This window comes from Zoogloea sp. (assembly GCF_028693495.1).
GTDB lineage: Bacteria > Pseudomonadota > Gammaproteobacteria > Burkholderiales > Rhodocyclaceae > Zoogloea.
Genome location: NZ_JAQUVG010000042.1, coordinates 1 through 22,131, shown reverse-complemented (window position 1 = coordinate 22,131; position 22,131 = coordinate 1). Strand labels below are relative to the sequence as shown.

Genomic DNA, 22,131 nt, shown 5'->3' with positions numbered 1-22,131 from the left:
ACACGTAACTACGTTTAATGCGACTTTACCTTAACAATGGATATCCATATAGTACTCATCAAGACATCACCAGAGAGGAGAGGAGATTATGGAGATCCAGGTCAAGGCCAAAGGCTTGCCCACAGCCAAGATATTGCGTGAACATGCTCAACGCCGCATCCGTGAAGCCCTTGGCGGCTTCGGAAATGTGGTCCAGTCGGTGACCCTTCGCCTTAGCGACATCAATGGCCCCCACAACGATGGGGTGGATAAACTGGCACACATTGTGGTTCAACTGAGAAACCGCTCCTTCGTCATGGAAGAATTAAGCGCTGACATACATTCCGCCATTGACCGTCTGGCGCACCGCATTCGGCAAAAACTTGCCCGCCAGTTGGAACCCCTGCTCAATCCCATCCACGGCCGCCGTTAGGGCGCCTCGAAAAACCTCACCCCGCCCCTCCTTGATAAAATCACACCGTTCTGAATCCGCTCCGAGCCGACTCCGATGAAACCGCGCAGCGCCATCAAGACCGACCTGTTCGCCTTTGATCACCACCGCAAGAAGATCGACACCCTGGGCGATCCGTTGGCCGAGATCGAGTCGTACATCGACTTCGTGGCGCTGGCGGCCGAGGTGGATCGGATTGCGCCGCGCCCGGTGAGTGCGCAGGGTGGCCGCCCGCCGTATCCGACCGAGACGATGGTGCGCATCCTGGTCCTGAAGCGGCTGTACACCCTGTCGGACGAGCAGATGGAGTACCAACTGCTCGACCGCATGAGCTACAAGCGCTTCTGCGGGCTGGCGAACGCGACGAACATCCCTGATCGCACCACGGTCTGGACCTTCGAGAACCGCATCGGTGAAGCGGGCGCGAAGGCGCTGTTCGACGGCGTCTCGGCGCAGCTGCTCAAAAAGGGCTTCATCGCCCGCGGCGGGCAGATCATCGACGCGACCCTGGTGCCGGCGCCCAAGCAGCACAACAGCCGCGGCGAGAAAGCCTTGATCGAGCAAGGCGCGATGCCGGCCGGCTGGAAGCCCGCCAAGCGGCGCCAGAAGGACCTCGACGCCACCTGGACCAAGAAACACGGCAAGAGCTACTTCGGCTACAAGCTCTCCATCAACGTCGACACGAAGTACAAGATCATCCGCAAGATCGAGACCGACACGGCGAGCACCCACGACAGCCAGCACTTCGACAACGTGTTCGACACGGTCAACACAAGCCGGGACGTCTATGCCGACCGGGGCTATCCGTCTGCGGAGCGGGAAGCCTGGCTGAAGGAAAACGGCTTCCGCAATCAGATCCAGCGCAAGGGCCACCGCAACAAGCCGCTGTCCGAATGCCAGCAACGGCGCAACACACGCATCGCCAAGACGCGCGCCCGGGTCGAGCACGTGTTCGGGGCCATCGAGCAGATGGGCGGCAAGCTGCTGCGCACCATCGGCCAGGCGCGGGCGAACTTTGCGATGACGATGATGGCGGCCTGCTACAACCTGAAGCGGCTGGTTTATCTCCAGAAGGCCGGAATCACGGCCTTCTGACGCCCGAAATGGGTCGAATCGCGGCTGCCCGAGGCGATTTGCCGAAGAAATTGAACCCGATTCGGTCGCCATCATCGTTGCGCGGTGGGATTTACTGAAAACCTCGGGTTATTCGAGGTGCCCACAAGACAATTGGATTAACGCTCTACTCTCCAGGCCAAATAGGGGTGGCCGGTCTTGGGCAGCACTCGCGGAGATGAATCATCGAACCAAGCCGCTGGGCCTCACCAATGCCTGGACTTGGGGACTATGAGTTCAAGCAGGGCGATGCGCAGGAGTGCAGGGAGGCGTGAGATATGTGGAATGGAGTGCCTCAAACTGCCCACCCGAAAAACAGGTGGGCTCGGGTAAAATAATCTGCTTTTAGTGCCATCTGCGGGATTCGCGATCCCGCCATGACGACCATGCTTCGCATTTCCGAACTCCGCCTCCCCCTCGATCACCCAATCGAGGCCCTTACCGAAATCATCGCCAAACGGCTCGGCATTCCCGCCTCCGATATCGAGAATTTCACCGTTTTCAAGCGCAGCTATGATGCGCGCAAGAACGTTCATCTGAGCCTGATCTACATTGTCGACGTGGAGGTCAAGCACGAAGCCACCTTGCTCGGCAAATTCAAGGGCGACCAGCAGATCAAGCCCTCCCCAGACATGGTTTATCACTTTGTCGGCAAGGCACCACCCCATTTCCATCAGCGCCCCGTCGTGATCGGTTTCGGACCCTGTGGCATCTTCGCCGCCCTGATCCTGGCACAGGCCGGCTTCCGGCCCATCGTACTCGAGCGGGGGAAGTCGGTACGGGAACGGACGCAGGATACCTGGGGACTCTGGCGCAAGAACACCCTGAATCCAGAGTCCAACGTTCAGTTTGGCGAAGGAGGTGCCGGGACGTTTTCGGATGGCAAACTCTACAGCCAAATAAAGGATCCGAAACACTACGGCCGCAAGGTACTGACCGAGTTCGTCAAGGCCGGTGCGCCAGAAGAAATCCTGTATGTTTCCAAGCCTCACATTGGCACGTTTCGCCTGGTCGGCATGGTTGAGAGCATCCGGGCCGAGATCGAGAGCCTTGGTGGAGAGATACGTTTCCAGCAACGGGTCACCGACATCCTGATCGAAGATGGCCAGATGCGCGGAGTACGCACAGCCACCGGCGACGAGATCAGAACGAATCATGTGGTACTGGCCGTGGGCCACAGCGCCCGGGACACCTTCCAGCTGCTCTACGACAAGGGTGTGTATATGGAAGCGAAACCCTTCTCCATTGGTTTCCGGATCGAACATCCCCAATCCCTGATCGACAAGGCCCGCCTCGGGCCCCACGCCGGGCATCCGGAACTGGGTGCAGCAGACTATAAACTCGTTCATCACGCGTCGAACGGGCGGGCGGTTTACAGCTTTTGCATGTGCCCAGGCGGTACCGTAGTGGCTGCGACTTCCGAACCCAACCGGGTCGTCACGAATGGGATGAGCCAGTACTCGCGCAATGAACGCAACGCCAACGCCGGCATTGTCGTCAGCATCGATCCCAAAGACTACCCGGGTGGCCCACTGGCGGGGATCGAACTCCAGCGCGCCCTTGAAAGTCACGCCTTCATGCTGGGCGGAGGCAATTACGAAGCACCAGGGCAACTGGTCGGAGATTTCCTGAAAGGCAAACCCTCCACTCAACTCGGCACTGTAGAACCAAGCTACAAACCTGGGGTTCGTCTGTGCGACCTGTCCACTGCACTCCCTGACTATGCGATCGCAGCTATCCGTGAAGCCGTACCCGCCTTCGACAGACAGATCCGTGGCTTCAATATGTACGATGCCGTACTGACAGGGGTTGAAACACGAACATCCTCGCCCCTGCGCGTTACCCGCAATGAACAACTACAGAGTTTGAACGTAAAAGGCCTGTTCCCTGCGGGAGAAGGTGCAGGCTATGCAGGCGGGATTCTCTCCGCAGGAGTAGACGGCATTCGGGTAGCTGAAGCAGTCACGACCAGCCTACTTTCACAGGGCTGAATATATTGGCCCAGTAAAACCACCCCATTACACACATCTCCCACCCCTGTACTCTATCGTCCTGAGTGACGAACACAGGAAGCGTGCAGATGAGCTGGGCGAAGCAGGAGTTTGAGACGATCGAGCTGGGTGATGCGCGGCTGAATCAGCGTGCAGTGCTGCTGGCCGAACGACTGGGGCAGAAGCCCGGAGCGAGCATTCCCGGTGCGTGCGAGAACTGGGCCGAAACGGCCGCGGCGTATCGATTCCTGCGCAACGAACAGGTGGGCTGGGAGGAGGTGCTGAGCGCCCACGCCCAGGCCAGCCAGGCGCGGATCCGCGAGCACCCGGTGGTGCTGTGCATCCAGGACACCACCGAACTGGACTACAACGGGCAGGCGATGAGTGGGCTGGGGCCGCTCAGCTTTGAAGCCCAGCGCGGCCTGTACCTGCACCCCACCTACGTCGTCAGCCCCGAGCGCGAGCCGCTGGGCGTCACCAACGCCTGGACCTGGGCGCGGGAGTTCAAGCAGGGCGATGCGCCGCGCGGCGGTGTTCTCGAGAGCGTGCGCTGGGTCGAGAGCTACGAGCGCATCGCCGAACAGGCCCGCGCCCTGCCCGAGACCCGACATGTGTGCATCGGCGACCGGGAGTCGGACATGCTGTCGCTGCTGGTCAAGGCACGCGACCTCGGCTACCCGGCCGATTATCTGGTGCGCTGCCAGCACAACCGGGTGCTCCCCGAGGGCGACAAACTGTGGGAGCGGGTCATGGCCGGCACGCCCCTGGGCAGCGTGCGCTTCGAGTTGCCCGCCGGGCGTGGGCGCAAGGCGCGGCCGGTCGAGCAGGCACTGCGGGCCGAACGCATCGAGCTGGCCGATCGCCAAGGCGGCACACTCGAAGTGACGTGCCTCATCGCCACCGAGATCAACGCCCCCGCAGGCAGCAAGCCCGTGTGCTGGCGCCTGCTCACCAACCGGGCCGTCCCCACGCTGGCGGCGGCGGTCGAGCTGCTCGACTGGTATCGGGCCCGTTGGGAAATCGAGCTGTTTTTCCTGGTGCTCAAGGAGGGGTGTCGGGTGGAGCGCCTGCAACTGGCCGATACGGATCGGCTGCAAACGGCGCTGGCGCTGTACATGGTCATCGCCTGGCGGATCAACCGCCTGATGCGTCTGGGGCGCACCCTGCCGGATTTACCCGCCGACCTGGTGTTCGAGGCCGACGAGTGGCGTGCCGCCTTCATTCTCAACAAGAAGCCCGCCCCGAAAACGGTGCCACCCCTGAACACCGTGCTGCGCCTGATTGCCCAGCGCGGTGGTTTCCTCGCCCGCCGGCACGACGGCGAGCCAGGCGCCAAAACCATCTGGCTGGGTCTCCAGGAGATTGCCGTCTTTGTAGAAGGCGCCCGCTATGCGCGGCAGTTCGGGCAGGCGTGAGATGTGTGTAATGGGATGCATTCAGGGGGTGGGTTTGCCCCCGTCCAGGTATGCCTTGAGGCGCCGTCCGGCCTTGTGGGCCAGGTGAGGAAGAAGCAGGTGCGGGGGCATCCGGAGCAGGTGGTAGCGGGCCCGTAGCAGTGCCTGGGCGGCCTTGAGGCGCAGGGGTGGAGGATGATCCGGGTCCGGCGGCAGCAGGGCGAGGGGAATCAGCGTGTCCATGCACCAGCGGGTCCGCCGGGAGGGGGTGGGCAGACGCTCCATGACGCTGGCGGGCACGGGGCAGTCCATCCACAGGCGGGCGTAGTGGAGTCCGTACCAGAGGGGGCGGTGAAGGCCCAGCCCGGATGCGCGACGGATGAGCGCCTCCCAGAAGTGGGGGCGGGCTGCACCTTCCCGCAGGAGGCCGTCGATGTCCACCACTTCCCGGATCCGCAGGTCCAGTTCCCCGTCGTGAAAGCAATGAAGGCAGGCGTGGAGGACCTGGTCTTCCAGGCTCAGGACCCGGAAGGGTGTGCCCGGGACGATCTCGCTGTGGCTGAAGAGGCTGGAGGGATCGAAGGCCAGGCTGCCGGTGACCGGGGTGATGGCGTGGTGGAGGTCCACTTCCAGCGGGCTGCCGGGAAAGCGCATGGGGGGAGTCTCATGGCTCCAGTCCCGGTAGTAGCGTTCGTCGTAGGCATCCAGCGCGGCGGCTTGCCAGCCGGCCCGGCGCAGGCGATCTTCCATGGCGCGCAGGTGGGAGGAGGGCACGAGCAGGTCGATGTCCGAGGCAAAGCGGCCCCGGGCCATCTTCCGGTCTTGCAGGAGGTAGGCCCCCCCCTTGAGGATGATCACGGGAAAGTCCCCCGCCACCAGGGGGCTGAGCCGGAAGAGCTCGGCACGCAGGGCCTGGCCCCGGTGGGCTGCGATGCGCTGGGCGGACAGCAGGTGCCGTCGCACGGGGTCGGGCAGGCCGGGCTGGGGTAGCTGGACTGCCGCCAGGCGGGCATGCAGGCCGACGGGTCGGGCGCGCCGCAGGACCCGCTCCCATTGGGGCTGCGTCAGCGTCAGCGGGGCATGCAGCCCCTGCAGCAGGTGCCGGATGTCCGTGGGAAGGGGCATCCTCAAGGGGCGCTTTCCAGCAGTTGTTCCACCTGGGAGATGGCTTCGTCCAGGTCGCCGTATTGCAGCTCATAGGCGTGGGTCTGCCGGGCCAGGGTGGCGACGGCGTGCAGGCCCACGGGCCCGAGGGCCTGGTAGTTGAAGCTGTTGAGCCCCAGGCGCATCGCGGCCTGGGCGGCGTCGACTCGGTTGCAGGTCAGGGCGGCCCCGGCCTGGAAGCGCGGGAAGACGACCAGGGCGGGGCGGGCCCGCCGGTGGCGCTGGCTGAAGCTGTCCCGGTCTGGAACGAAGTGGGCCACGTCGCCCTTGCGGGTTTTCGGGAAGAGTGGTCCAAGGACGGCCCCCGGGCGTGCGCGAATGACCTGGATCGACTCGTTCTTGAGGGGGGCGGGCCGGGTCATGGGCAGGATCTCTCCGGTGTCCGGATCCAGCACGCCGAATTCATCGGACAGGAAGCGCCAGCCTGCCAGGTGCAGGGCGCAGGTGAGGGTGGTCTTGCCGGATCCAGGCATGGCGGGCAGCAGTACGGCCCGGTCCTCCCGCGCGACAACGCCGGCGTGAAGCAGCAGGTAGGCGTTGAGGCGCTGGCTCAGCAGCCAGTTGCTGCCCCATTCAAAGAGGGGGAGGGCGCTGGCGACCGGATAGGTTTCGAAGGGGCTCTGACTGTCGCACCACATCCGCACCTGCCGTCGTCCCGGACGCCAGAGCGCCTCCGGTAAAAGGGAAACCCGCACATCGGCGAAGCCGGCGGCATCCTGGGGCTCCAGATGAGGGTAGACCATGTCCAGATGGGCGTGCAGGGTCTGCAGCGGGGAGGCAACGGCAATCCGCGCCGCGCCTGCGTCCAGCAGGCGGTAGCTGGGGACGGTCATGGCGCTGGGGCGAGGGGGGTGTGCAGGATGCTCAAGGATCGGGCCAGGGCTTCGAGTTCTGGTGACCAGCCTCCCGCCTCTTCCACTTCGCAGAGGAACGCTGAAAAGACGCCTGCATCCAGTGCTGCTGCGGCTTCGGTGAGAACCTCGACGGCACCCTCGTTGAGAAGGTGGGTCTGTCCGTGGAGGGGGTCCATAAAAAGAAACTGCCCGTCGAGGGACAGGCAGTGATTCTCCATCCAGCGCCGCGCTGGCGGGGCAACGACCATCCTGGAGGTCAGCCGCTGAAGGTGAAGTTCTGGCTCACACCAGGGTTAACCGAGTTCAGGCACCCGATGGAGGCTTGTGCAAACTGCCCTGCGGCGAATTTCTTTTCCGGGTAGACGCCGGCGACCTGGTTGGTGGTGACATCGAAATAAACGACCGACCAGGCTTTCTCGCTGGATTGGGACAGCGGGGTGGACGGTGGGATATCAACGGGATCGTGGTTCCCCGTAATCGAGTAATAGGCCCCTCCGTTCCGGATCTGAAATACCTTCTGGGTTGGCGTGACGTCATAAAGACGGACCTCCTGCCATGCCCACAGCCCTTCATTGGTGGAGAGGTCTGCCCTGGCGGGAGGCGTGTTCCCGATATGGAAATTGACAGAAGGGCCTGCGTTGGTTTTTTGCAGGCAGGTGATGGAGGCGGCGGCTGCAATGCCGCCGTAGCCCATGCTCACGACCGCAGAGGCGCCCAAGGCGCTTTTCAGCAGCTTGCGCCGTGTGTCGGTCGGACGTGCTTGATCGGTGTTGCTCATGACAATCCCCAAAGTATCCGTCCCGGGGGGACGGTCATTCCGTGACATGCATACTGCCACGTACTCTTTAAAGAAATAAGTAGCAAAATTCACGCCTGGATAGATCGCTTCTTAAGTTTTTGATATTGATTGGGTTTTTTCTGGAGGGGAAGGACTCGGGAAAGCGTGTGTAAGATTCTTCGACAATTCTGACCCGTGATCGACGTCCCTCAGACGCTGGCGATCCGGCTATTGGCCAGGGTGAGGCGAGAGGCCAGGACTTCCATGAACCCCTTGTAGAAGTGCATCTGGCATTGGGCTGAGGCCCGCAGCAGGGAGGGCGCCTTGATGGTCAGGATGCAGCTGTCGGTGCTGGCCTCGACGGAGGCGGTGCGGGCGCCGCGGCCCGCCGAAAAGAGGGACATTTCGCCGAAGCAGTCGCCCACGGACAGCAGGTTGAGCAAGCGCCCCTTCTTGAGGACCCGCATCTCGCCCGTGAGGACGAAGCAGAAGGAGTTTCCCGGCTCTCCTTCCTTCATGACGGTGGTCCCCCCGGGGATGCATTTCCATTCGGCAAAACGGACGACCTCCCAGATCTCGATGTCGCTGAATTCCCGGAAGAAGCGGAAGGCCCGGATGCGTTCGAATTTTTCGGAGTCGGGCATCTCGCTGTTTTGGCTGTCCAGGGCCCGGCCACGGTAAGCCTGGGCCAGGTCGTGGGAAAACTCCAGCCAGGTGGCGTAGCGCTGGGTGATCTCCAGTTGCATGGCCTTGCTGACAATGGCGTCGAGCTCGGCCGGGATGTCGGGGCGGATGCTCGACGGGGGTGGGGCCTGGTGGTGGGCGATCTGGTAGATCAGGTTGACCTTGCTGCTCCCTTCGAAGGGCAGGTGGCCGGTGAGAAGCTGATACATCACCACGCCCAGGGAGTAGATGTCGGTACGGTGATCCAGAGGTAATTCGCGAACCTGCTCCGGCGACATGTAGGCAGGGGAGCCGAGGCTGGCCAACTGGGTGGTCTCGCTGGCGGTGAACAGGGCCGCCCCAAAGTCCGAGATCTTGATGTCCTGCCCGTCCGGTGCGGTCAGCAGGATGTTGGCCGGTTTGATGTCCCGGTGGGTGACGCCTTGCAGGTAGGCGTGATCCAGGGCGCGGGTGCACTTGAAGATGATTTCGATGAGCCGGTCGAAGGCCAGCAGGTGGTCTGGGGTGGCGAAGGCCTCCAGGGTGCCACCGGCCACATACTCCATCACCACATAGGCTTCCCGATCGTCGATCACCGCATCGTGGATTCCGACAATGTGGGGGTGATGAAGCTTGCCGGCGAGGGAGGCTTCATTGAGCAGCAGCTGATGGTAAAGGGCGCTGCGGTCGGTGCTGCGCAGGACGTCCGGGTGGAGGCGCTTGATCGCCACCTCCTGCTGGGTGAAAGGATCGAAGGCGAGATACACCGAGCTGGCAGTTGTTTCCCCCAGCTTTTTCCTGATCTCGTACTTGCCGATCCTTTCCATATCCCCTCCTCAGCCCAGCTGCGCCCGCGCCCGCGCAATGGCGGCGCGCACCTGGCTTGGTGCAGTGCCCCCAATGTGATCACGGGATGCCAGGGAGCCCTCCACGGTCAGGACCTGGAACACGTCCGCGCCCAGGCGTTCGACGGCGCCAGGCACGTGGGTCATGGCGGCACGCAGTTCGTCCAGAGGGATCAGCGGCAGGTCGACACCCTTGATGTCAGCGGCGCGTACGGCCAGGGCCACGGCTTCGTGGGCATCCCGGAAGGGCAGGCCCTTCTTGACCAGATAGTCAGCCAGGTCGGTGGCGGTGGCGTAGCCCTGGGTCAGGGCGGCCTGCATGGCTTCGCGCTTGACCCGGACGTTGAAGACCTTCTCTCCCGTGGCAGCATCAATACGGCTGCCCATCATGTCGGCATAGATGCGCAGGGTGTCGATGGCAGTGTCGGCGGAATCGAACAGGGGCTCCTTGTCTTCCTGGTTGTCCTTGTTGTAGGCCAGGGGCTGGCCTTTCATGAGGGTCAGCAGGGCCACCAGGTTGCCGTTGGCGCGGCCGGTCTTGCCGCGGACCAGCTCGGGCACGTCCGGGTTCTTCTTTTGCGGCATGATCGAGCTGCCGGTGCAGAAGCGGTCTGCCAGGTCGATGAAGCCGACGCGCGGGCTCATCCACAGGATCAGCTCTTCGGACAGACGCGACAGGTGGGTCATCAGCAGGGACACGGCGGCGCAGAATTCGATGGCGAAGTCGCGATCGGAGACGGCGTCCAGCGAGTTGAAGCACACTTCCTCGAAGCCCAGCAGCTCGGCCACGTATTCCCGGTCGATGGGAAAGGTGGTGCCGGCAAGGGCCGCGGAGCCCAGGGGCAGGCGGTTGACGCGCCGGCGGCAGTCTGCGAAGCGCTCGGCGTCGCGGCGGGTCATCTCGAAGTAGGCCATCAAATGGTGGCCGAAGGTGACCGGCTGGGCCACCTGCAGGTGGGTGAAGCCGGGCAGCGGGGTGTCGGCGTGGTGCTCGGCCAGGTCGAGCACGGCCCGCTGGAATTCGCGGATCAGCCCGAGGATGGTGTCGATCGCGTCGCGCAGCCACAGGCGGATGTCGGTGGCCACCTGGTCGTTGCGGCTGCGGCCGGTGTGCAGGCGCTTGCCGGCATCGCCGACGAGGGCGGTCAGGCGCTTCTCGATGTTGAGGTGGACGTCTTCGTCGTCCAGGTTCCAGTTGAACTCGCCGCGCTCGATCTCGCCGACGATCTGGGCCATGCCGCGCTCGATGTCGGCCAGGTCGGTGGTGCCGATGATGCCCTGGCGGGCCAGCATGGTGGCATGGGCGAGGGAGCCGCGGATGTCCTGGGCAGCCATGCGCTTGTCGAAGAACACGCTGGCGGTGTAGCGTTTGACGAGTTCGGAAACAGGTTCGGTGAAACGGCCGGACCAGGCCTTGGCGGTGCCGTCCTGGGGTGCGGAGTGATCTGCCATAATCAAAGGTGCTCTCAGCGGTGAAGAGGGCCGTTTACCCGCGGGAGCGTCCCGTGGATTCAAGATTCTGGCCCGTTTTGTAGACCCATGAGTATAAAGCAAAAGCGCTTGGATGCCGGCCCGCCCCGGCCCGCAGGCAGGTTGCCTGACTTTCGGAACCGGGGGGTGTTGCTGCGGATCCTGTTGCTCGTGAATGGTCTGGCGCTGACGGCCGTACTGGTGCGCAACCAGGAGCTGTCCCGCCTGGGCGAGGAAATCCTGGTGATGGCGGTACCTGTGGAGTTTGTGCTGATTTTCTCGGTGGCACTGCTCTTTCTGGTCCAGCCCTGGCTGGCGCGCCGCTCTGTGCGAACCGGCAGGCTGGCGGTGCTGGGGCTGGTGGGTGTGGCGGCGGGAGGTCTGGCACTGCTGGTGCCCGTGGTCGTTGCCGATGGGTGGCGTCCATGGATCTGGGCCCAGGCGGTGGCGGCGCTGGTGCTGCTGTATTTTCACTGGCGTCATCAGACCTACTCGCCTGCCTTGGCGGAGGCGCGCCTGCAGGCGCTGACTGCCCGGATCCGCCCGCATTTCCTGTTCAACAGCCTGAATGGGGTGCTGGGGGTCCTGCGCGCCAATCCCCGGCGGGCGGAGGAGGCGCTGGAAGGGCTGGCCGACCTGTTTCGTACCCTGATGCGGGATAACCGGGATCTGGTGACGCTGGCGGATGAGATCACTTTTTGTGAGGGCTATCTGACCCTGGAGCGGTTGCGCCTCGGGGAGCGTCTGGTGGTGGAGTGGTGCTGCGATGAGGGAATGGAGGATGCGCTGGTGCCCCCCCTCATGCTCCAGCCCCTGGTGGAAAATGCAGTCTGCCATGGGATCGAGCCTGCTCCGGGGCCGGGTGTCGTATCCGTTTCCGTGCGGAGGCAGGGGCCCCGCGTGTGTATCGAGATTTCCAATCCGGTGCAGGTGAGTGCCTGCCACCATGCCGGAAACCGGATGGCCCTGGACAATATCCGCGAGCGTCTGATGCTCTTCTATGACCTGGAGGCGGGCCTGGAGACGGAGCAGGATGCCTCCGTCTATCGTGTCCGGGTGACGCTGCCCTGCCGGGGGCTGCATGACTGACGGCTTGCCCTCCCTGGACGTGCTGATTGTGGACGACGAGGCGCCTGCCCGGGTACGTTTGGGTGATGTGCTGGGCGACATCCTCGAGCGTCAGCCCACCCGGATCGTCGGTACCGCTGCCAACGGACGGGAGGCTCTGGCCCTGCTGGAGGTTCAGGCGGTCGACCTGGTGCTGACCGACATCCGCATGCCCGTCATGGATGGCGTCGAACTGGCGCGCCACCTGGGCCGGCTGGCACGGCCACCTGCCGTGATCTTTACAACCGCCCATGATGAGTACGCTGTGCGGGCTTTCGAACTTGCCGCCGTGGATTACCTCCTCAAGCCCGTGCGTGCAGCCCGTCTGGAGGAGGCGATCGCCAAGGCCCGGCGCTGGCAGCCGATCGCCGATGGTGTTCTGCGCCAGGCGGCCCCCGGACTACGCAGTCATTTCAGTGTCCACGAGCGGGGCGTCATCCGGTTGGTTCCGGTGGCAGAGGTGGTCTATCTCAAGGCTGAGCAGAAATACGTGGTGGCGTGGACCCGGGGGCGTGAATTCCTGCTGGATGAATCCCTGATTCAGCTGGAAGAGGAATTTGGTGGGCTTTTCCTCAGGATTCACCGCAATTGTCTGGTGGCCCGCGCGGGGGTGAGCGGTGTGGCCCGGGCCTCGGGGGGGGGGGAGGGGGAAGCGCATTGGGTTGTGCAACTGCAAGGGGTTTCAGAGCCTTTGCCGGTGAGCCGACGCCAGTGGCCCATCGTCAGGGATGCCCTTGGCGTATAGGGGGGCGGTCTGCGGCAAGTGAATGTTTTGTCGAGATTTTTGGAGGGGAACTCCGTACAATCGCGCCCATGCGAAATCCTGGCTGCACCCCTTCCCTGTTGTCCTATCCCCGCCATCGTCCCGACCTGAAACGGGCGCCTTTCCTGCCCATGACCCGGGCTGAAATGGACGCCCTTGGCTGGGATGCCTGCGACGTCATCGTCATCACAGGTGATGCCTACATCGATCACCCCAGCTTCGGCATGGCCCTGATCGGCCGTACTCTGGAGGCTCAGGGCTTCCGGGTCGGCATCATCAGCCAGCCCGACTGGCACTCGGCGGACGCCTTTCGCGCCCTGGGCCGGCCGCGCCTGTTTTACGGCATTACTGCCGGCAACATGGACTCGATGATCAACCGCTACACCGCGGACCGCAAACCCCGCTCCGATGATGCCTACACGCCGGATGCCCTGCCGGACAAGCGTCCCGACCGTGCCGCCGTGGTGTATGCCCAACGGGCGCGGGAAGCTTATCCCGACGCCAACATCGTGCTTGGCTCCATTGAGGCCAGCCTGCGCCGGATTGCCCACTACGATCACTGGTCCGAGAAGGTCCGGCGCTCCGTGCTGCCCGACTCCAAGGCTGACTTGCTGATCTTTGGCTCCGGCGAACGGGCGGTGATCGCCTTGGCCCACCGCCTCGCCGCCGGCGAGCCCATCGAGGAGATCCGTGACCTGCGCGGCACCGCCTTCATGGTCAAGCCCGGCTGGCGGCCGGAGGGCTTCGTGGAAGTGGCCTCGACAGACATCGACCGTCCTGGTCCTGTCGAGGCCCATCCGGATCCCTACGCGATGGAGCCGGCCCCTCCCGAGCTGCCCGTCGCTGGCCAGCCAGTCCGTATCGTGCCCGCCGCGGAGCGCGTGGCGGCTCGCCGGGCGGAACGGGCCCGGCAGGTGATCCGTCTTCCTGCCTATGAAGTGGTCAAGGACGACAAGGTGATGTACGCCCATGCCTCGCGGACCTTCCACCTGGAGTCCAATCCCGGCAATGCCCGGGCGATGGTGCAGGCCCATGGCGTCGGGCCGGGGTGCCGGGATGTGTGGCTCAATCCCCCGCCCATTCCCCTCAGTACCGAGGAGATGGACTGGGTCTTTGGGCAGCCCTACGCCCGCAATCCCCATCCTTCCTACGGGGATGCGCGGATTCCTGCCTGGGACATGATCCGTTTTTCCATCAACATCATGCGGGGCTGTTTTGGCGGCTGCACTTTCTGCTCCATCACCGAGCATGAAGGGCGCATCATCCAGAGCCGCTCCGAGGCTTCGATCCTCAGGGAAATCGAGGAAATCCGCGACAAGACTGCCGGTTTCACGGGGACCATCTCCGATCTGGGCGGACCCACCGCGAACATGTACCGGATGGCTTGCAAGGATCCGAAGATCGAAGCGTCCTGCCGGCGCCTGTCCTGCGTTTTTCCCGGCATTTGCGAGAACCTGGGCACCGACCACGGTCCGCTGATCCAGCTTTACCGCAAAGCCCGCGCCATCCCGGGGGTGAAGAAGGTGCTCATCGGCTCCGGCCTGCGCTATGACCTGGCGGTGCGCTCCCCCGAGTACGTCAAGGAGCTGGTGACCCATCACGTGGGTGGGCTGCTCAAGATTGCGCCGGAGCACACCGAGGAGGGTCCCCTCGACAAGATGATGAAGCCCGGCATCGGCACCTACGACCGGTTCAAGGAGATGTTCGAGCGTTTCTCGAAGGAGGCGGGCAAGAAGCAGCACCTGATCCCTTATTTCATCGCCGCCCATCCGGGCACGACGGACGAGGACATGGTCAACCTGGCGCTCTGGCTGAAGTCCAGTGGTTTCAAGCTCGACCAGGTGCAGACCTTCATGCCGACCCCCATGGCGATGGCCACCACCATGTACCACACGGGCAAGAATCCCCTGCGCAAGGTGTCACCGACCTCCGAAGCGGTGGATACCCCGAAGAGCGGCCGCCAGCGCAAGCTCCACAAGGCCCTGCTGCGTTACCACGATCCCGAGGGCTGGCCGCTGATTCGTGAGGCGCTCAGGGCCATGGGACGGGCGGACCTGATCGGCAGCCTGCCCCGTCATCTGGTCCCCCGGGACCAGCCGGTGGTGCTCGATCGGGGGGCTTCGGGCACGGGGGGCGTCCCTGGCAAGTCGCTCAAGACAGGGGGCAAGTTTGCCAGTCCAGTAGGGGCCCGCCGGGCGCCACCTCCCGTGCGGGGGGCGGAGGCCGGGCGGCACGTGGCGGCGGAGCTCCCTCCGGGGCGACGCAAGGTGCCAACCAGGGGACGCTGACGCCGTCTGTGCTGCCGGACCTTGTCCTCCCCAGTGACAGGAGAAGTCGGGCATGTGCATTCATGGCAAGCCGGATGGGTGGGGCTGACGCCCGGAGTGACAGAGCGTCGAGGTGTGCTGCCCGGGCGGTGATCCTCCATAATCCAAAGCTTTCAGAGTTACCGGGAATATTTTCTTGCACCGCACCGATTACGAAGCCCTTGATGCAGGCACGGTGGCCGCAGCCCTTGGGCGCCTGGCCGATACCTTTTCCCTGACCTTTCTTGCCGAGTGCGACTCGACCAATAGCCGGCTGGCTGCGCATGCCGGGCCGGTGGATGAGCGCATCCCCGTGCTGGGTGCCGACGTGCAGACCGCGGGGCGCGGCCGGCGGGGACGGGTCTGGCAATCCTGGCCCGGCGCCAGCCTGACCTTTTCGCTGGCCTGGCGCTTTGCGCCCGGCTCCCCTGCACCGGCAGGCCTGTCCCTGGTCGCCGGTCTGGCCGTGGCGAGGGCGCTGCAGGGGCTTGGGGTGGAGGGGGTGCAGCTCAAATGGCCCAACGATGTGCTCATTCACGGTCGCAAGCTGGCGGGTATCCTGATCGAGCTCTCGTCCGGTGGCGGAGGGGGTGTGCTAGCCGTTATCGGTATCGGTATCAACCGGCACCTGCCGGCGGACGCCAAGGTTGACTCTTCCCTGGGCGTGATTGATCTGGCCGAGTGTCTGGCGTCCCCGCCCGGGCCCAATGCCTTGCTCGCGGCGGTGCTTGTCGAACTCCATCACCTGTTGAGTGTTTATGCCGACGCGGGCTTCGAGGTGCTCAAGGGTGCCTGGGAGCAACTCAATGCCTTTGCCGATCTGCCCGTGCGCATTCTTGGGGAGGCAGAGGACATCACAGGCGATTGCGTCGGGGTGGACCAGGATGGTGCCCTGCTGTTACGGACCGAGACCGGGCTCCAGCGCATTCTCTCCGGTGATGTTTCCCTGAGGGTTGCCTGATGAACCTTTTGCTGGATGTGGGCAATACCCGACTCAAGTGGGGGCTTCACGATGGACAGGGCTGGCGTGGCCAGGGTGCGCTGCTGTTGTCGGCCCTGGATGGCTTTGCAGATGTGCTTGCCGGACTGGGGCCCATCGAATCCATGCTGGGGGCCAATGTCGCGGGGGTGACGGTTGGCGGGCGGGTCGGCGCAATGCTTGCGGCCCGCGGTCTGCCCTGCGGCTGGATCCGTCCTCAAGGCGAGGGGTTCGGGGTGCGTAATACCTATCTGGATCCCTCCCGGCTGGGGGCGGATCGCTGGGCCGCCCTGGTGGGGGCCAGGGCTGTTCATGGAGCAGCCGCCCTGGTGGTGACCTCCGGGACGGCCACCACGGCGGATGTGCTGGATGGGGACGGAGTGTTTCAGGGAGGGGTGATCCTGCCCGGGCTGGACCTGATGCGTCTGTCCCTGGCCCGGGATACGGCGCAGCTGCCCTATGCGGATGGCCGTTTTGCCGATACGCCACGCCGGACCGCGGATGCCATTGTAAGCGGTTGTCTGCATGCCCAGGTCGGGGCCATCGAGCGGATGTTCCGTCAGGTGGCGGGGCAGGAGGGCGCGCTCTGCCTGCTCAACGGGGGCGCTGCGGCAGCCCTGGCGCCGCATCTCGAGTGCCCCTTGCGGGTGGTAGACAATCTGGTCCTGGAGGGCTTGCTCCGGATGGTTCGCCTTCCGTGAAGCCCGATCTCCGGGGCTTGCCAGGGCGCGCCTGCCTTTTCCCCTGCGTCCCGATCGGTTAGGCTAGACCCCATGGCTCCTCTGCGCGTCGCTGTCATAGTCCTGTTGTTCCTCAACCTGCTGGCCCTGGCCCTCTGGAAAGGCTGGCTCGGGGGTGGCGTGCCCGCGGGTGAGCCGGAAAGATTGAGTAATCAGCTCAAGCCCGAGGCCATCCGCCTGGTCGCTGAAACACGGGCGCCCGCACCCCGCGTGCAGCCTGAACCGTCTGTCGATCCGTCGGTGGATGCGCAGGAGGAGGCGCCTCCCGAAGACCGCTCAGCCCTCCAGTCGCCCCTGGCCTGCGTTGCCTTCGTAGGGCTGAATCAGGATCAGTCCAGGGAACTGGCCGCGCGCCTCGCCCGGGCCGGCAGCGGCTTCGAATTGAAAGAAACGCGCTTGGAGCAGCCTTCTTCCTGGTGGGTGCATATCCCGTCTCTGGGCAGCCGTGAAGGTGCCGAGAAAAAGGCTGGAGAACTCCGCCGGCTGGGTGTGAATGAACTTTTCATCGTCCAGGAGGCAGGCCCGGCCCAGTTTGCGATCTCCTTGGGGCTGTACAAGAACGAGGCGGCGGCCGGCCGCCACCTGGCCGCATTGCAGGAGCGGGGGGTGCGTAGCGCCCAGGTGCTCACCCGGGGAAGCAGTAGCGCAAGGGTTGAGGTGCGAGGGCCCGTGGATGCCCTCGCGACCCTGGCCAGTGACCTTTCCGACAAAATGGGCGGTACCGCCCGCCAGGCATGCACACCATGACCCAAAAAGCGCCTTTCGTTGTTGGGCTGACCGGTGGCATTGGCAGCGGCAAGACTGCCGTTGCCGAGCTGTTCGCCTGTCGGGGAGTCGTTATTGTCGATACTGACCAGATCGCGCACGGGCTGACGGAGCCCCATGGGAGGGCAATGGCAGCCATTCGGGAAGCCTTTGGAGACGGGATCGTGTCACCGGATGGCGCACTTAACCGCCCCGCCATGCGTACCCTGGCTTTTGCGGATCCGGCGGCTCGCAAGCGCCTGGAGGCCATCCTCCATCCGATGATCCGCGACGAGAGTGACCATCTCTGCCGGGCGGCGGTGGCTCCCTATGTGATTCTGGCAGTGCCCTTGCTGATCGAGTCGGGCACTTACCGGGAGCGGGTCCAGCGTCTGTGCGTGGTCGACTGCCCGGAAGAGGTTCAGGTGCAGCGGGTCATGCAGCGCAGTGGTCTGGACGCCGCTCAGGTACGGGCGATCATGGCGGCCCAGGCCACTCGTGCGGCCCGCCTGGCTGCCGCGGATGATGTCGTCGATAACGGTGCTGCCCGGGAGGCCCTGGCTCCCCAGGTGGAGGCTCTGCACCAGCGTTATCTGGCGCTGGCCTCGTTGTGGGGGGGCGTGTGATATGATCCGTGTCGTTTAATACGGTGCTTTCATGTTCCCTTCCCCGTCCCAGGCGCACGCGTGATCACTTACGAATGTCCCCTCAACGAGAGGATCCGAACGCTGCTCCGCCTGGAGGACCTGTTCGACAAGGCCGTCCATTTTCTGCGCTCCGAAGGATCTCTTGAGCATCACGTAGCCTTGCAGACCCTGTTCGAAATCCTTGAAGTGGCCAGCCGGGCCGATCTCAAGGTCGACCTGGTCCAGGAGCTCGAGCGTCAGCGCCAGATCCTGCTTTCCTTTCGCAACAATCCGCAGATTTCCGAAGAGGCGCTTTCCGGGGCGCTGTACGAGATCGAGCAAGCCTCTGCCTCCCTGCTGGCGATGGCAGGCAAGACGGGGCAGTACCTGCGGGAGAACGAGTGGCTGATGAACATCCGCATTCGTGCCGCCATTCCGGGCGGGGCCTGTGAGTTTGACCTGCCGTCTTATCACCACTGGCTGAATCGTGATGTGGCGTCGCGCATCCGGGACCTCAGTGCCTGGCTCCAGCCCATGCTGCCGATCCGTGATGGCCTGGCCATCGTGCTTCGCCTGCTCCGGGCCAGCGGCCGGCCGGAGGAACTGATTGCCCAGCGGGGCGCCTTTCAGCAGACCATGGGAGGGCGCACGGCTCAGATGATCCGCATCCGTCTGGCCAGTCTGGCCATGTGCGTACCGGAAACCAGTGCCAATAAATACGCCCTCAACATCCGCTTCATGCAGTCCGAGACGGTGGTCCGCCCCCGGCAGGTCGACGTGGATGTGCCCTTCGAGCTGACTTTCTGCAATCTGTGAGTGATTCGTCCAGGCCCCGTGTGGTCAAGTGCCCGACCTGTGCTGCTCCGGTTGTCTGGGGCAGTGAAAGCCCCTGGCGTCCCTTTTGTTCCGATCGTTGCCGTCTGATCGATCTGGGGGCCTGGGCCAGTGATGCATACCGGGTGGCAGGGGAGACGCCTCTCGACAACGACACGGACCCGCTTAACCGCTCCCACTGAGAGTGGTGCTTAACTGGACAAGGCCGGGTTCACGGCCTTGTCCATCCTGGGTGTGTCAGGCTGGCCAGAACGCCCGGATTCCCGCGATCCCATGCGCCCCCGCGGCCTTGGCAATCTCCAGGTCTCCGGGGCTCAGTCCGCCCAGGGCCAGCACGGGCAGGGGCAGGCGCTCGACAAGCGCGGTGAACCCTGCCCAGCCGACGCCTGGCACGCCTGGATGGGTGGCTGTGGTTTGTACAGGGCTCAGCAGGGCGTAGTCCAGTGCGAGCCGTGCGGCCTGTTCGAGTTCCTCGCGGGTGTGGCAGGACGCGCCCACCCATTCCAGGGCAGGCCGGGCATCCAGGGTGACCAGTTGCCGTGCTGGCAGGTGAAGGCCATCAGCGCCCACACGTTGGGCAAGTTCGCTGTCCCCATTGATCAGGGTGAGGGCCCCGGCCAGCCGGCTTCGGATCAGAACCTCCCGGGCAAAGGTTTCCCGTTCTGCTGCGGCAAGTCCAGGTTCGCGGACCTGGATCAGCTTCAGACCGTTGTCCAGGGCCTGCTCAAGGGCGATGAGCTGGGCGTCGATGCCGACCTCGCCCGCCCGGGTGATGGCCATCCGGCGGGGCAGGCGCAGGGCCTTGAGGATTGGGCCGTTGGCAGGCAGCATGGGGCCCACTTCGATGCGTTCCGGATGCTGCCAGCGGAGGGCTGAATGGACCCGGTCGTGGATCTCCCCGCGCCAGGCGGATACTTCGAAAAAGTGCAGGCTGACGTGGGCGTGCTCGTAGAGGTGCTCCCGGGTCAGCCAGGGGTGGGCACGCAGCACTTCCATGTCGAGCTCTTCGGAAAGCTCGCGGATCAGGGCCTCCCTTGGCGACTCGCCAGGCTCTACCTTGCCGCCGGGGAATTCCCAGTAGCCCGGATAGAAGGTGTCAGGCGCGCGCTGGCCAAGGAGTACGCTACCGTCCGGGCGGGTGATGACCGCCGCAGCCACATGAACGATCTTGCGGCTCACGATTCGAACCGCCCTGCGTAGTCCCGGGCAAACTGCCAGGCGACCCGGCCGCTGCGGGAGCCGCGCAGCAGCGCCCACTGCAGGGCATCCCCGCGGGCGGCGGGCAGGGCATCGGCCGGTACCCCGAATTCGGCCAGCCAGTGGTTCACCACCGCCAGATATTCGTCCTGGCTGAAGGGGTAGAAGGAGATCCACAGGCCGAACCGTTCGGAGAGGGAGATTTTCTCCTCGACCGCTTCCGCAGGATGCACCTCGCCGTCCTTGTGCTTGGTCGCAGCGTTTTCCGCGAAATATTCGGGCATCAGGTGACGTCGGTTGGATGTGGCGTAAATCAGCACGTTGTCCGGTACTGCAGCAAGGGAGCCATCGAGAACGCTCTTGAGAGCCTTGTAGGCGGGCTCTCCGTCCTCGAAGGAGAGGTCGTCGGTGAACAGGATGAAGCGCTCCGGCCGGCCAGCCAGCAGCTCCACGATGTCCGGCAGGTCGATGAGGTCATCCTTGTCCACCTCGATCAGACGCAGGCCATCCCGGGCATATTCCGTGAGCACTGCCTTGACCAGGGAGGACTTTCCTGTGCCCCGGGCGCCCGTCAGCAGCACGTTGTTGGCCCGTTTGCCCGCCAGGAACTGGCGCGTGTTAGCGACGATCCGCTCCTTCTTGTCGTCGATATCCTGCAGGTCGGACAGGCGGATCTGGTGGGGGCGTGGAATGGCTTGCAGAGCGGCGCTGTTGCCCTTGCGGCGCCAGCGGAAGGCGGTGGATGCCTGCCAGTCGGGGGGCTGGACATCACCTGGAAGCAGGCGCTCGAGGCGTTCCAGCAGGCGCTCGGCGCGGGTGAGGAACGAGTTCAGGTCAGTCATGGGGTGGGGCGTCCGTATCCTTGTTCTTGGGGGCGCGGAGAGCCAGACCGACGATGGCGAGAAGGGTCACGACAAGACCCAGTTCAAGACCGATCAACCACATGAGGATTCCTTTTACAGTCCGGTGGGTAGGTATACTCACGGTCCGGTTCCGACAGCAAGCCTCCAGTTTACTCTATCCATGTTGCCTTCCTTTCCCCGACTTTTCGCGCTGTTTCCTGCCGTCCTGCTCGCTGCCTGCGCCGGAACGCCTCATCCCCAAGCCCCTGGCACTCCCCGCCCGGTGCCCCCGGCACAGGTCCCCGCTGCGCCAGGGGGGGGAGTGGTCCTGCCCAGCGCCGTTGGTGGAGCCCCTGCGCCTCAGCCTCTGGTTCGGCCGCTCCAGGCGGTGAGCTGGTCGGAGTTGCCCGGATGGAGCAGCGATGCCGTGGAGGAGGCCTGGCCGGCATTTCTGGTCTCTTGCAGGGCGATTGCCCGGCAGCCGGTCTGGAAACCGGTCTGCGACGGTGCCCGGGAACAGGGGGAGCGCCCAACCCAGGGCAATGTCCGGCGTTTCTTCGAAAGCCGCTTGAGCCCATGGCGGGTACTGAATCCGGACGGATCCAGGGAGGGGCTGGTCACGGGCTACTACGAACCCCTGATCAAAGGAAGCCGGGTGCGCAGCAAGCAGTACGCCTGGCCGGTCCATGGGGTCCCGGACGATCTGCTGAACATCGATCTCGGGGATGTCTTCCCCGACCTGAAGGGGCAGCGGGTGCGTGGCCGGCTGGTTGGCAGGAAGGTGCTTCCTTACTACAGCCGTGCCGAGGTGGCTCGCCAGGGGGAGTCCTTTGCTGCCCGCACGCTTCTGTATGCGGAGGATGCCGTGGAGCTGTTTTTCCTGCAGGTTCAGGGCTCCGGCCGGGTCCAGCTGCCGGATGGCAGCGTGGTGCGTCTGGCTTATGGAGACGCCAATGGACACCCTTATCAGTCGATCGGCCGCTGGCTGGTGGATAAGGGTGAAATGCGCCTGGAGCAGGCTTCGATGGAGGGGATCAAGGCTTGGGCGAGGGCGAATCCCGGGCGTCTGCAGGAGATGCTGAATGCCAATCCGAGCTACATCTTCTTTCGTGAGGTGGCCAGCACTCCGGGCGGCCCAGTGGGTGCCCTGGGGCAGCCCCTGACTGAGGGACGCAGCATGGCAGTGGATCCACGCAGCATTCCTCTGGGGGCCCCGGTGTTCCTGGCGACCACCCAGCCTAACAGCAGTCAGCCCCTGCGCCGTCTGATGCTGGCCCAGGATACGGGGAGC

At 64.4% G+C, this 22,131-nt stretch carries 22 protein-coding genes; 14 read left to right on the top strand and 8 right to left on the bottom strand.

Going from position 1 to position 22,131, the window contains the following annotated elements:
* Window positions 1–88: 88 nt before the first annotated feature.
* From PHD22_RS08770 to PHD22_RS08755, 4 genes are all read left to right on the top strand, one after another.
* A complete protein-coding gene (locus PHD22_RS08770; protein WP_299865180.1) occupies window positions 89–412 on the top strand; it encodes an HPF/RaiA family ribosome-associated protein in 324 nt (107 codons plus the stop codon).
* A gap of 75 nt (window positions 413–487) precedes the next feature.
* Window positions 488–1,525: an IS5 family transposase gene (locus PHD22_RS08765; RefSeq protein WP_299865177.1), complete on the top strand. Its 1,038-nt coding sequence runs from the start codon at window positions 488–490 to the stop codon at window positions 1,523–1,525.
* A 404-nt stretch (window positions 1,526–1,929) separates the two neighbouring features.
* A complete protein-coding gene (locus PHD22_RS08760) occupies window positions 1,930–3,534 on the top strand; it encodes an NAD(P)/FAD-dependent oxidoreductase (protein ID WP_299865208.1) in 1,605 nt (534 codons plus the stop codon).
* A gap of 89 nt (window positions 3,535–3,623) precedes the next feature.
* Window positions 3,624–4,949, top strand: coding sequence for an IS4 family transposase (locus PHD22_RS08755; RefSeq protein WP_299865174.1), 1,326 nt, complete (start codon window positions 3,624–3,626; stop codon window positions 4,947–4,949).
* Between the two features lie 21 nt (window positions 4,950–4,970).
* Here PHD22_RS08755 and PHD22_RS08750 read toward each other — a convergent pair whose 3' ends face one another.
* From PHD22_RS08750 to argH, 6 genes are all read right to left on the bottom strand, one after another.
* The gene (locus PHD22_RS08750; RefSeq protein ID WP_299865205.1) at window positions 4,971–6,053 is read right to left on the bottom strand and encodes a nucleotidyltransferase family protein; all 1,083 of its coding nucleotides are present in this window, start codon (window positions 6,051–6,053) and stop codon (window positions 4,971–4,973) included.
* 2 nt (window positions 6,054–6,055) lie between these two features.
* Window positions 6,056–6,925, bottom strand: a complete 870-nt coding sequence (locus PHD22_RS08745; protein ID WP_299865171.1) for an HprK-related kinase A — start codon at window positions 6,923–6,925, stop codon at window positions 6,056–6,058.
* Window positions 6,922–7,164, bottom strand: coding sequence for a hypothetical protein (locus tag PHD22_RS08740; protein ID WP_299865169.1), 243 nt, complete (start codon window positions 7,162–7,164; stop codon window positions 6,922–6,924). The genes PHD22_RS08745 and PHD22_RS08740 overlap by 4 nt, the downstream gene beginning before the upstream one ends.
* A gap of 38 nt (window positions 7,165–7,202) precedes the next feature.
* Window positions 7,203–7,724: a hypothetical protein gene (locus tag PHD22_RS08735; RefSeq protein ID WP_299865166.1), complete on the bottom strand. Its 522-nt coding sequence runs from the start codon at window positions 7,722–7,724 to the stop codon at window positions 7,203–7,205.
* A gap of 209 nt (window positions 7,725–7,933) precedes the next feature.
* Entirely contained in the window at window positions 7,934–9,214 is a 1,281-nt protein-coding gene (locus tag PHD22_RS08730; protein ID WP_299865161.1) for a serine/threonine-protein kinase, read from the bottom strand.
* Between the two features lie 9 nt (window positions 9,215–9,223).
* Window positions 9,224–10,684 (bottom strand): argininosuccinate lyase, encoded by a 1,461-nt coding sequence (argH, locus tag PHD22_RS08725; protein WP_299865158.1) that lies wholly within the window; start codon window positions 10,682–10,684, stop codon window positions 9,224–9,226.
* 165 nt (window positions 10,685–10,849) lie between these two features.
* Between argH and PHD22_RS08720 the strand changes: the two genes are divergently transcribed.
* The 9 genes from PHD22_RS08720 (at window position 10,850) to yacG (ending at window position 18,983) form a co-directional block, all read left to right on the top strand.
* Window positions 10,850–11,791: a histidine kinase gene (locus PHD22_RS08720; protein WP_299865155.1), complete on the top strand. Its 942-nt coding sequence runs from the start codon at window positions 10,850–10,852 to the stop codon at window positions 11,789–11,791.
* Window positions 11,784–12,554, top strand: a complete 771-nt coding sequence (locus tag PHD22_RS08715) for a LytTR family DNA-binding domain-containing protein (RefSeq protein WP_299865154.1) — start codon at window positions 11,784–11,786, stop codon at window positions 12,552–12,554. The genes PHD22_RS08720 and PHD22_RS08715 overlap by 8 nt, the downstream gene beginning before the upstream one ends.
* Window positions 12,555–12,703: 149 nt before the next feature.
* Window positions 12,704–14,860: a YgiQ family radical SAM protein gene (locus PHD22_RS08710; protein ID WP_299865202.1), complete on the top strand. Its 2,157-nt coding sequence runs from the start codon at window positions 12,704–12,706 to the stop codon at window positions 14,858–14,860.
* Window positions 14,861–15,035: 175 nt separating this feature from the next.
* Window positions 15,036–15,839: a biotin--[acetyl-CoA-carboxylase] ligase gene (locus PHD22_RS08705; RefSeq protein WP_299865152.1), complete on the top strand. Its 804-nt coding sequence runs from the start codon at window positions 15,036–15,038 to the stop codon at window positions 15,837–15,839.
* Complete coding sequence (locus PHD22_RS08700; protein WP_299865149.1) at window positions 15,839–16,558, top strand: type III pantothenate kinase; 720 nt, start codon at window positions 15,839–15,841, stop codon at window positions 16,556–16,558. Before PHD22_RS08705 ends, PHD22_RS08700 begins: the two co-directional genes overlap by 1 nt.
* A gap of 72 nt (window positions 16,559–16,630) precedes the next feature.
* The gene (locus PHD22_RS08695; RefSeq protein WP_299865146.1) at window positions 16,631–17,344 is read left to right on the top strand and encodes an SPOR domain-containing protein; all 714 of its coding nucleotides are present in this window, start codon (window positions 16,631–16,633) and stop codon (window positions 17,342–17,344) included.
* The gene (coaE, locus tag PHD22_RS08690) at window positions 17,341–17,967 is read left to right on the top strand and encodes a dephospho-CoA kinase (RefSeq protein WP_299865143.1); all 627 of its coding nucleotides are present in this window, start codon (window positions 17,341–17,343) and stop codon (window positions 17,965–17,967) included. Before PHD22_RS08695 ends, coaE begins: the two co-directional genes overlap by 4 nt.
* A gap of 60 nt (window positions 17,968–18,027) precedes the next feature.
* Complete coding sequence (gene zapD / locus PHD22_RS08685) at window positions 18,028–18,783, top strand: cell division protein ZapD (RefSeq protein ID WP_299865141.1); 756 nt, start codon at window positions 18,028–18,030, stop codon at window positions 18,781–18,783.
* Complete coding sequence (gene yacG, locus PHD22_RS08680; protein WP_299865138.1) at window positions 18,780–18,983, top strand: DNA gyrase inhibitor YacG; 204 nt, start codon at window positions 18,780–18,782, stop codon at window positions 18,981–18,983. The genes zapD and yacG overlap by 4 nt, the downstream gene beginning before the upstream one ends.
* Window positions 18,984–19,038: 55 nt before the next feature.
* On the opposite strand, the gene PHD22_RS08675 is transcribed toward yacG, so the two are convergent.
* Window positions 19,039–19,980, bottom strand: a complete 942-nt coding sequence (locus PHD22_RS08675; protein WP_299865135.1) for a Nudix family hydrolase — start codon at window positions 19,978–19,980, stop codon at window positions 19,039–19,041.
* On the bottom strand, window positions 19,977–20,840 hold the full coding sequence (locus tag PHD22_RS08670) for an ATP-binding protein (RefSeq protein ID WP_299865132.1): 864 nt from the start codon (window positions 20,838–20,840) through the stop codon (window positions 19,977–19,979). The genes PHD22_RS08675 and PHD22_RS08670 overlap by 4 nt, the downstream gene beginning before the upstream one ends.
* Before the next feature lie 322 nt (window positions 20,841–21,162).
* Between PHD22_RS08670 and PHD22_RS08665 the strand changes: the two genes are divergently transcribed.
* On the top strand, window positions 21,163–22,131 hold a 969-nt coding region (locus PHD22_RS08665), incomplete at its 3' end, for a murein transglycosylase A (RefSeq protein WP_299865129.1).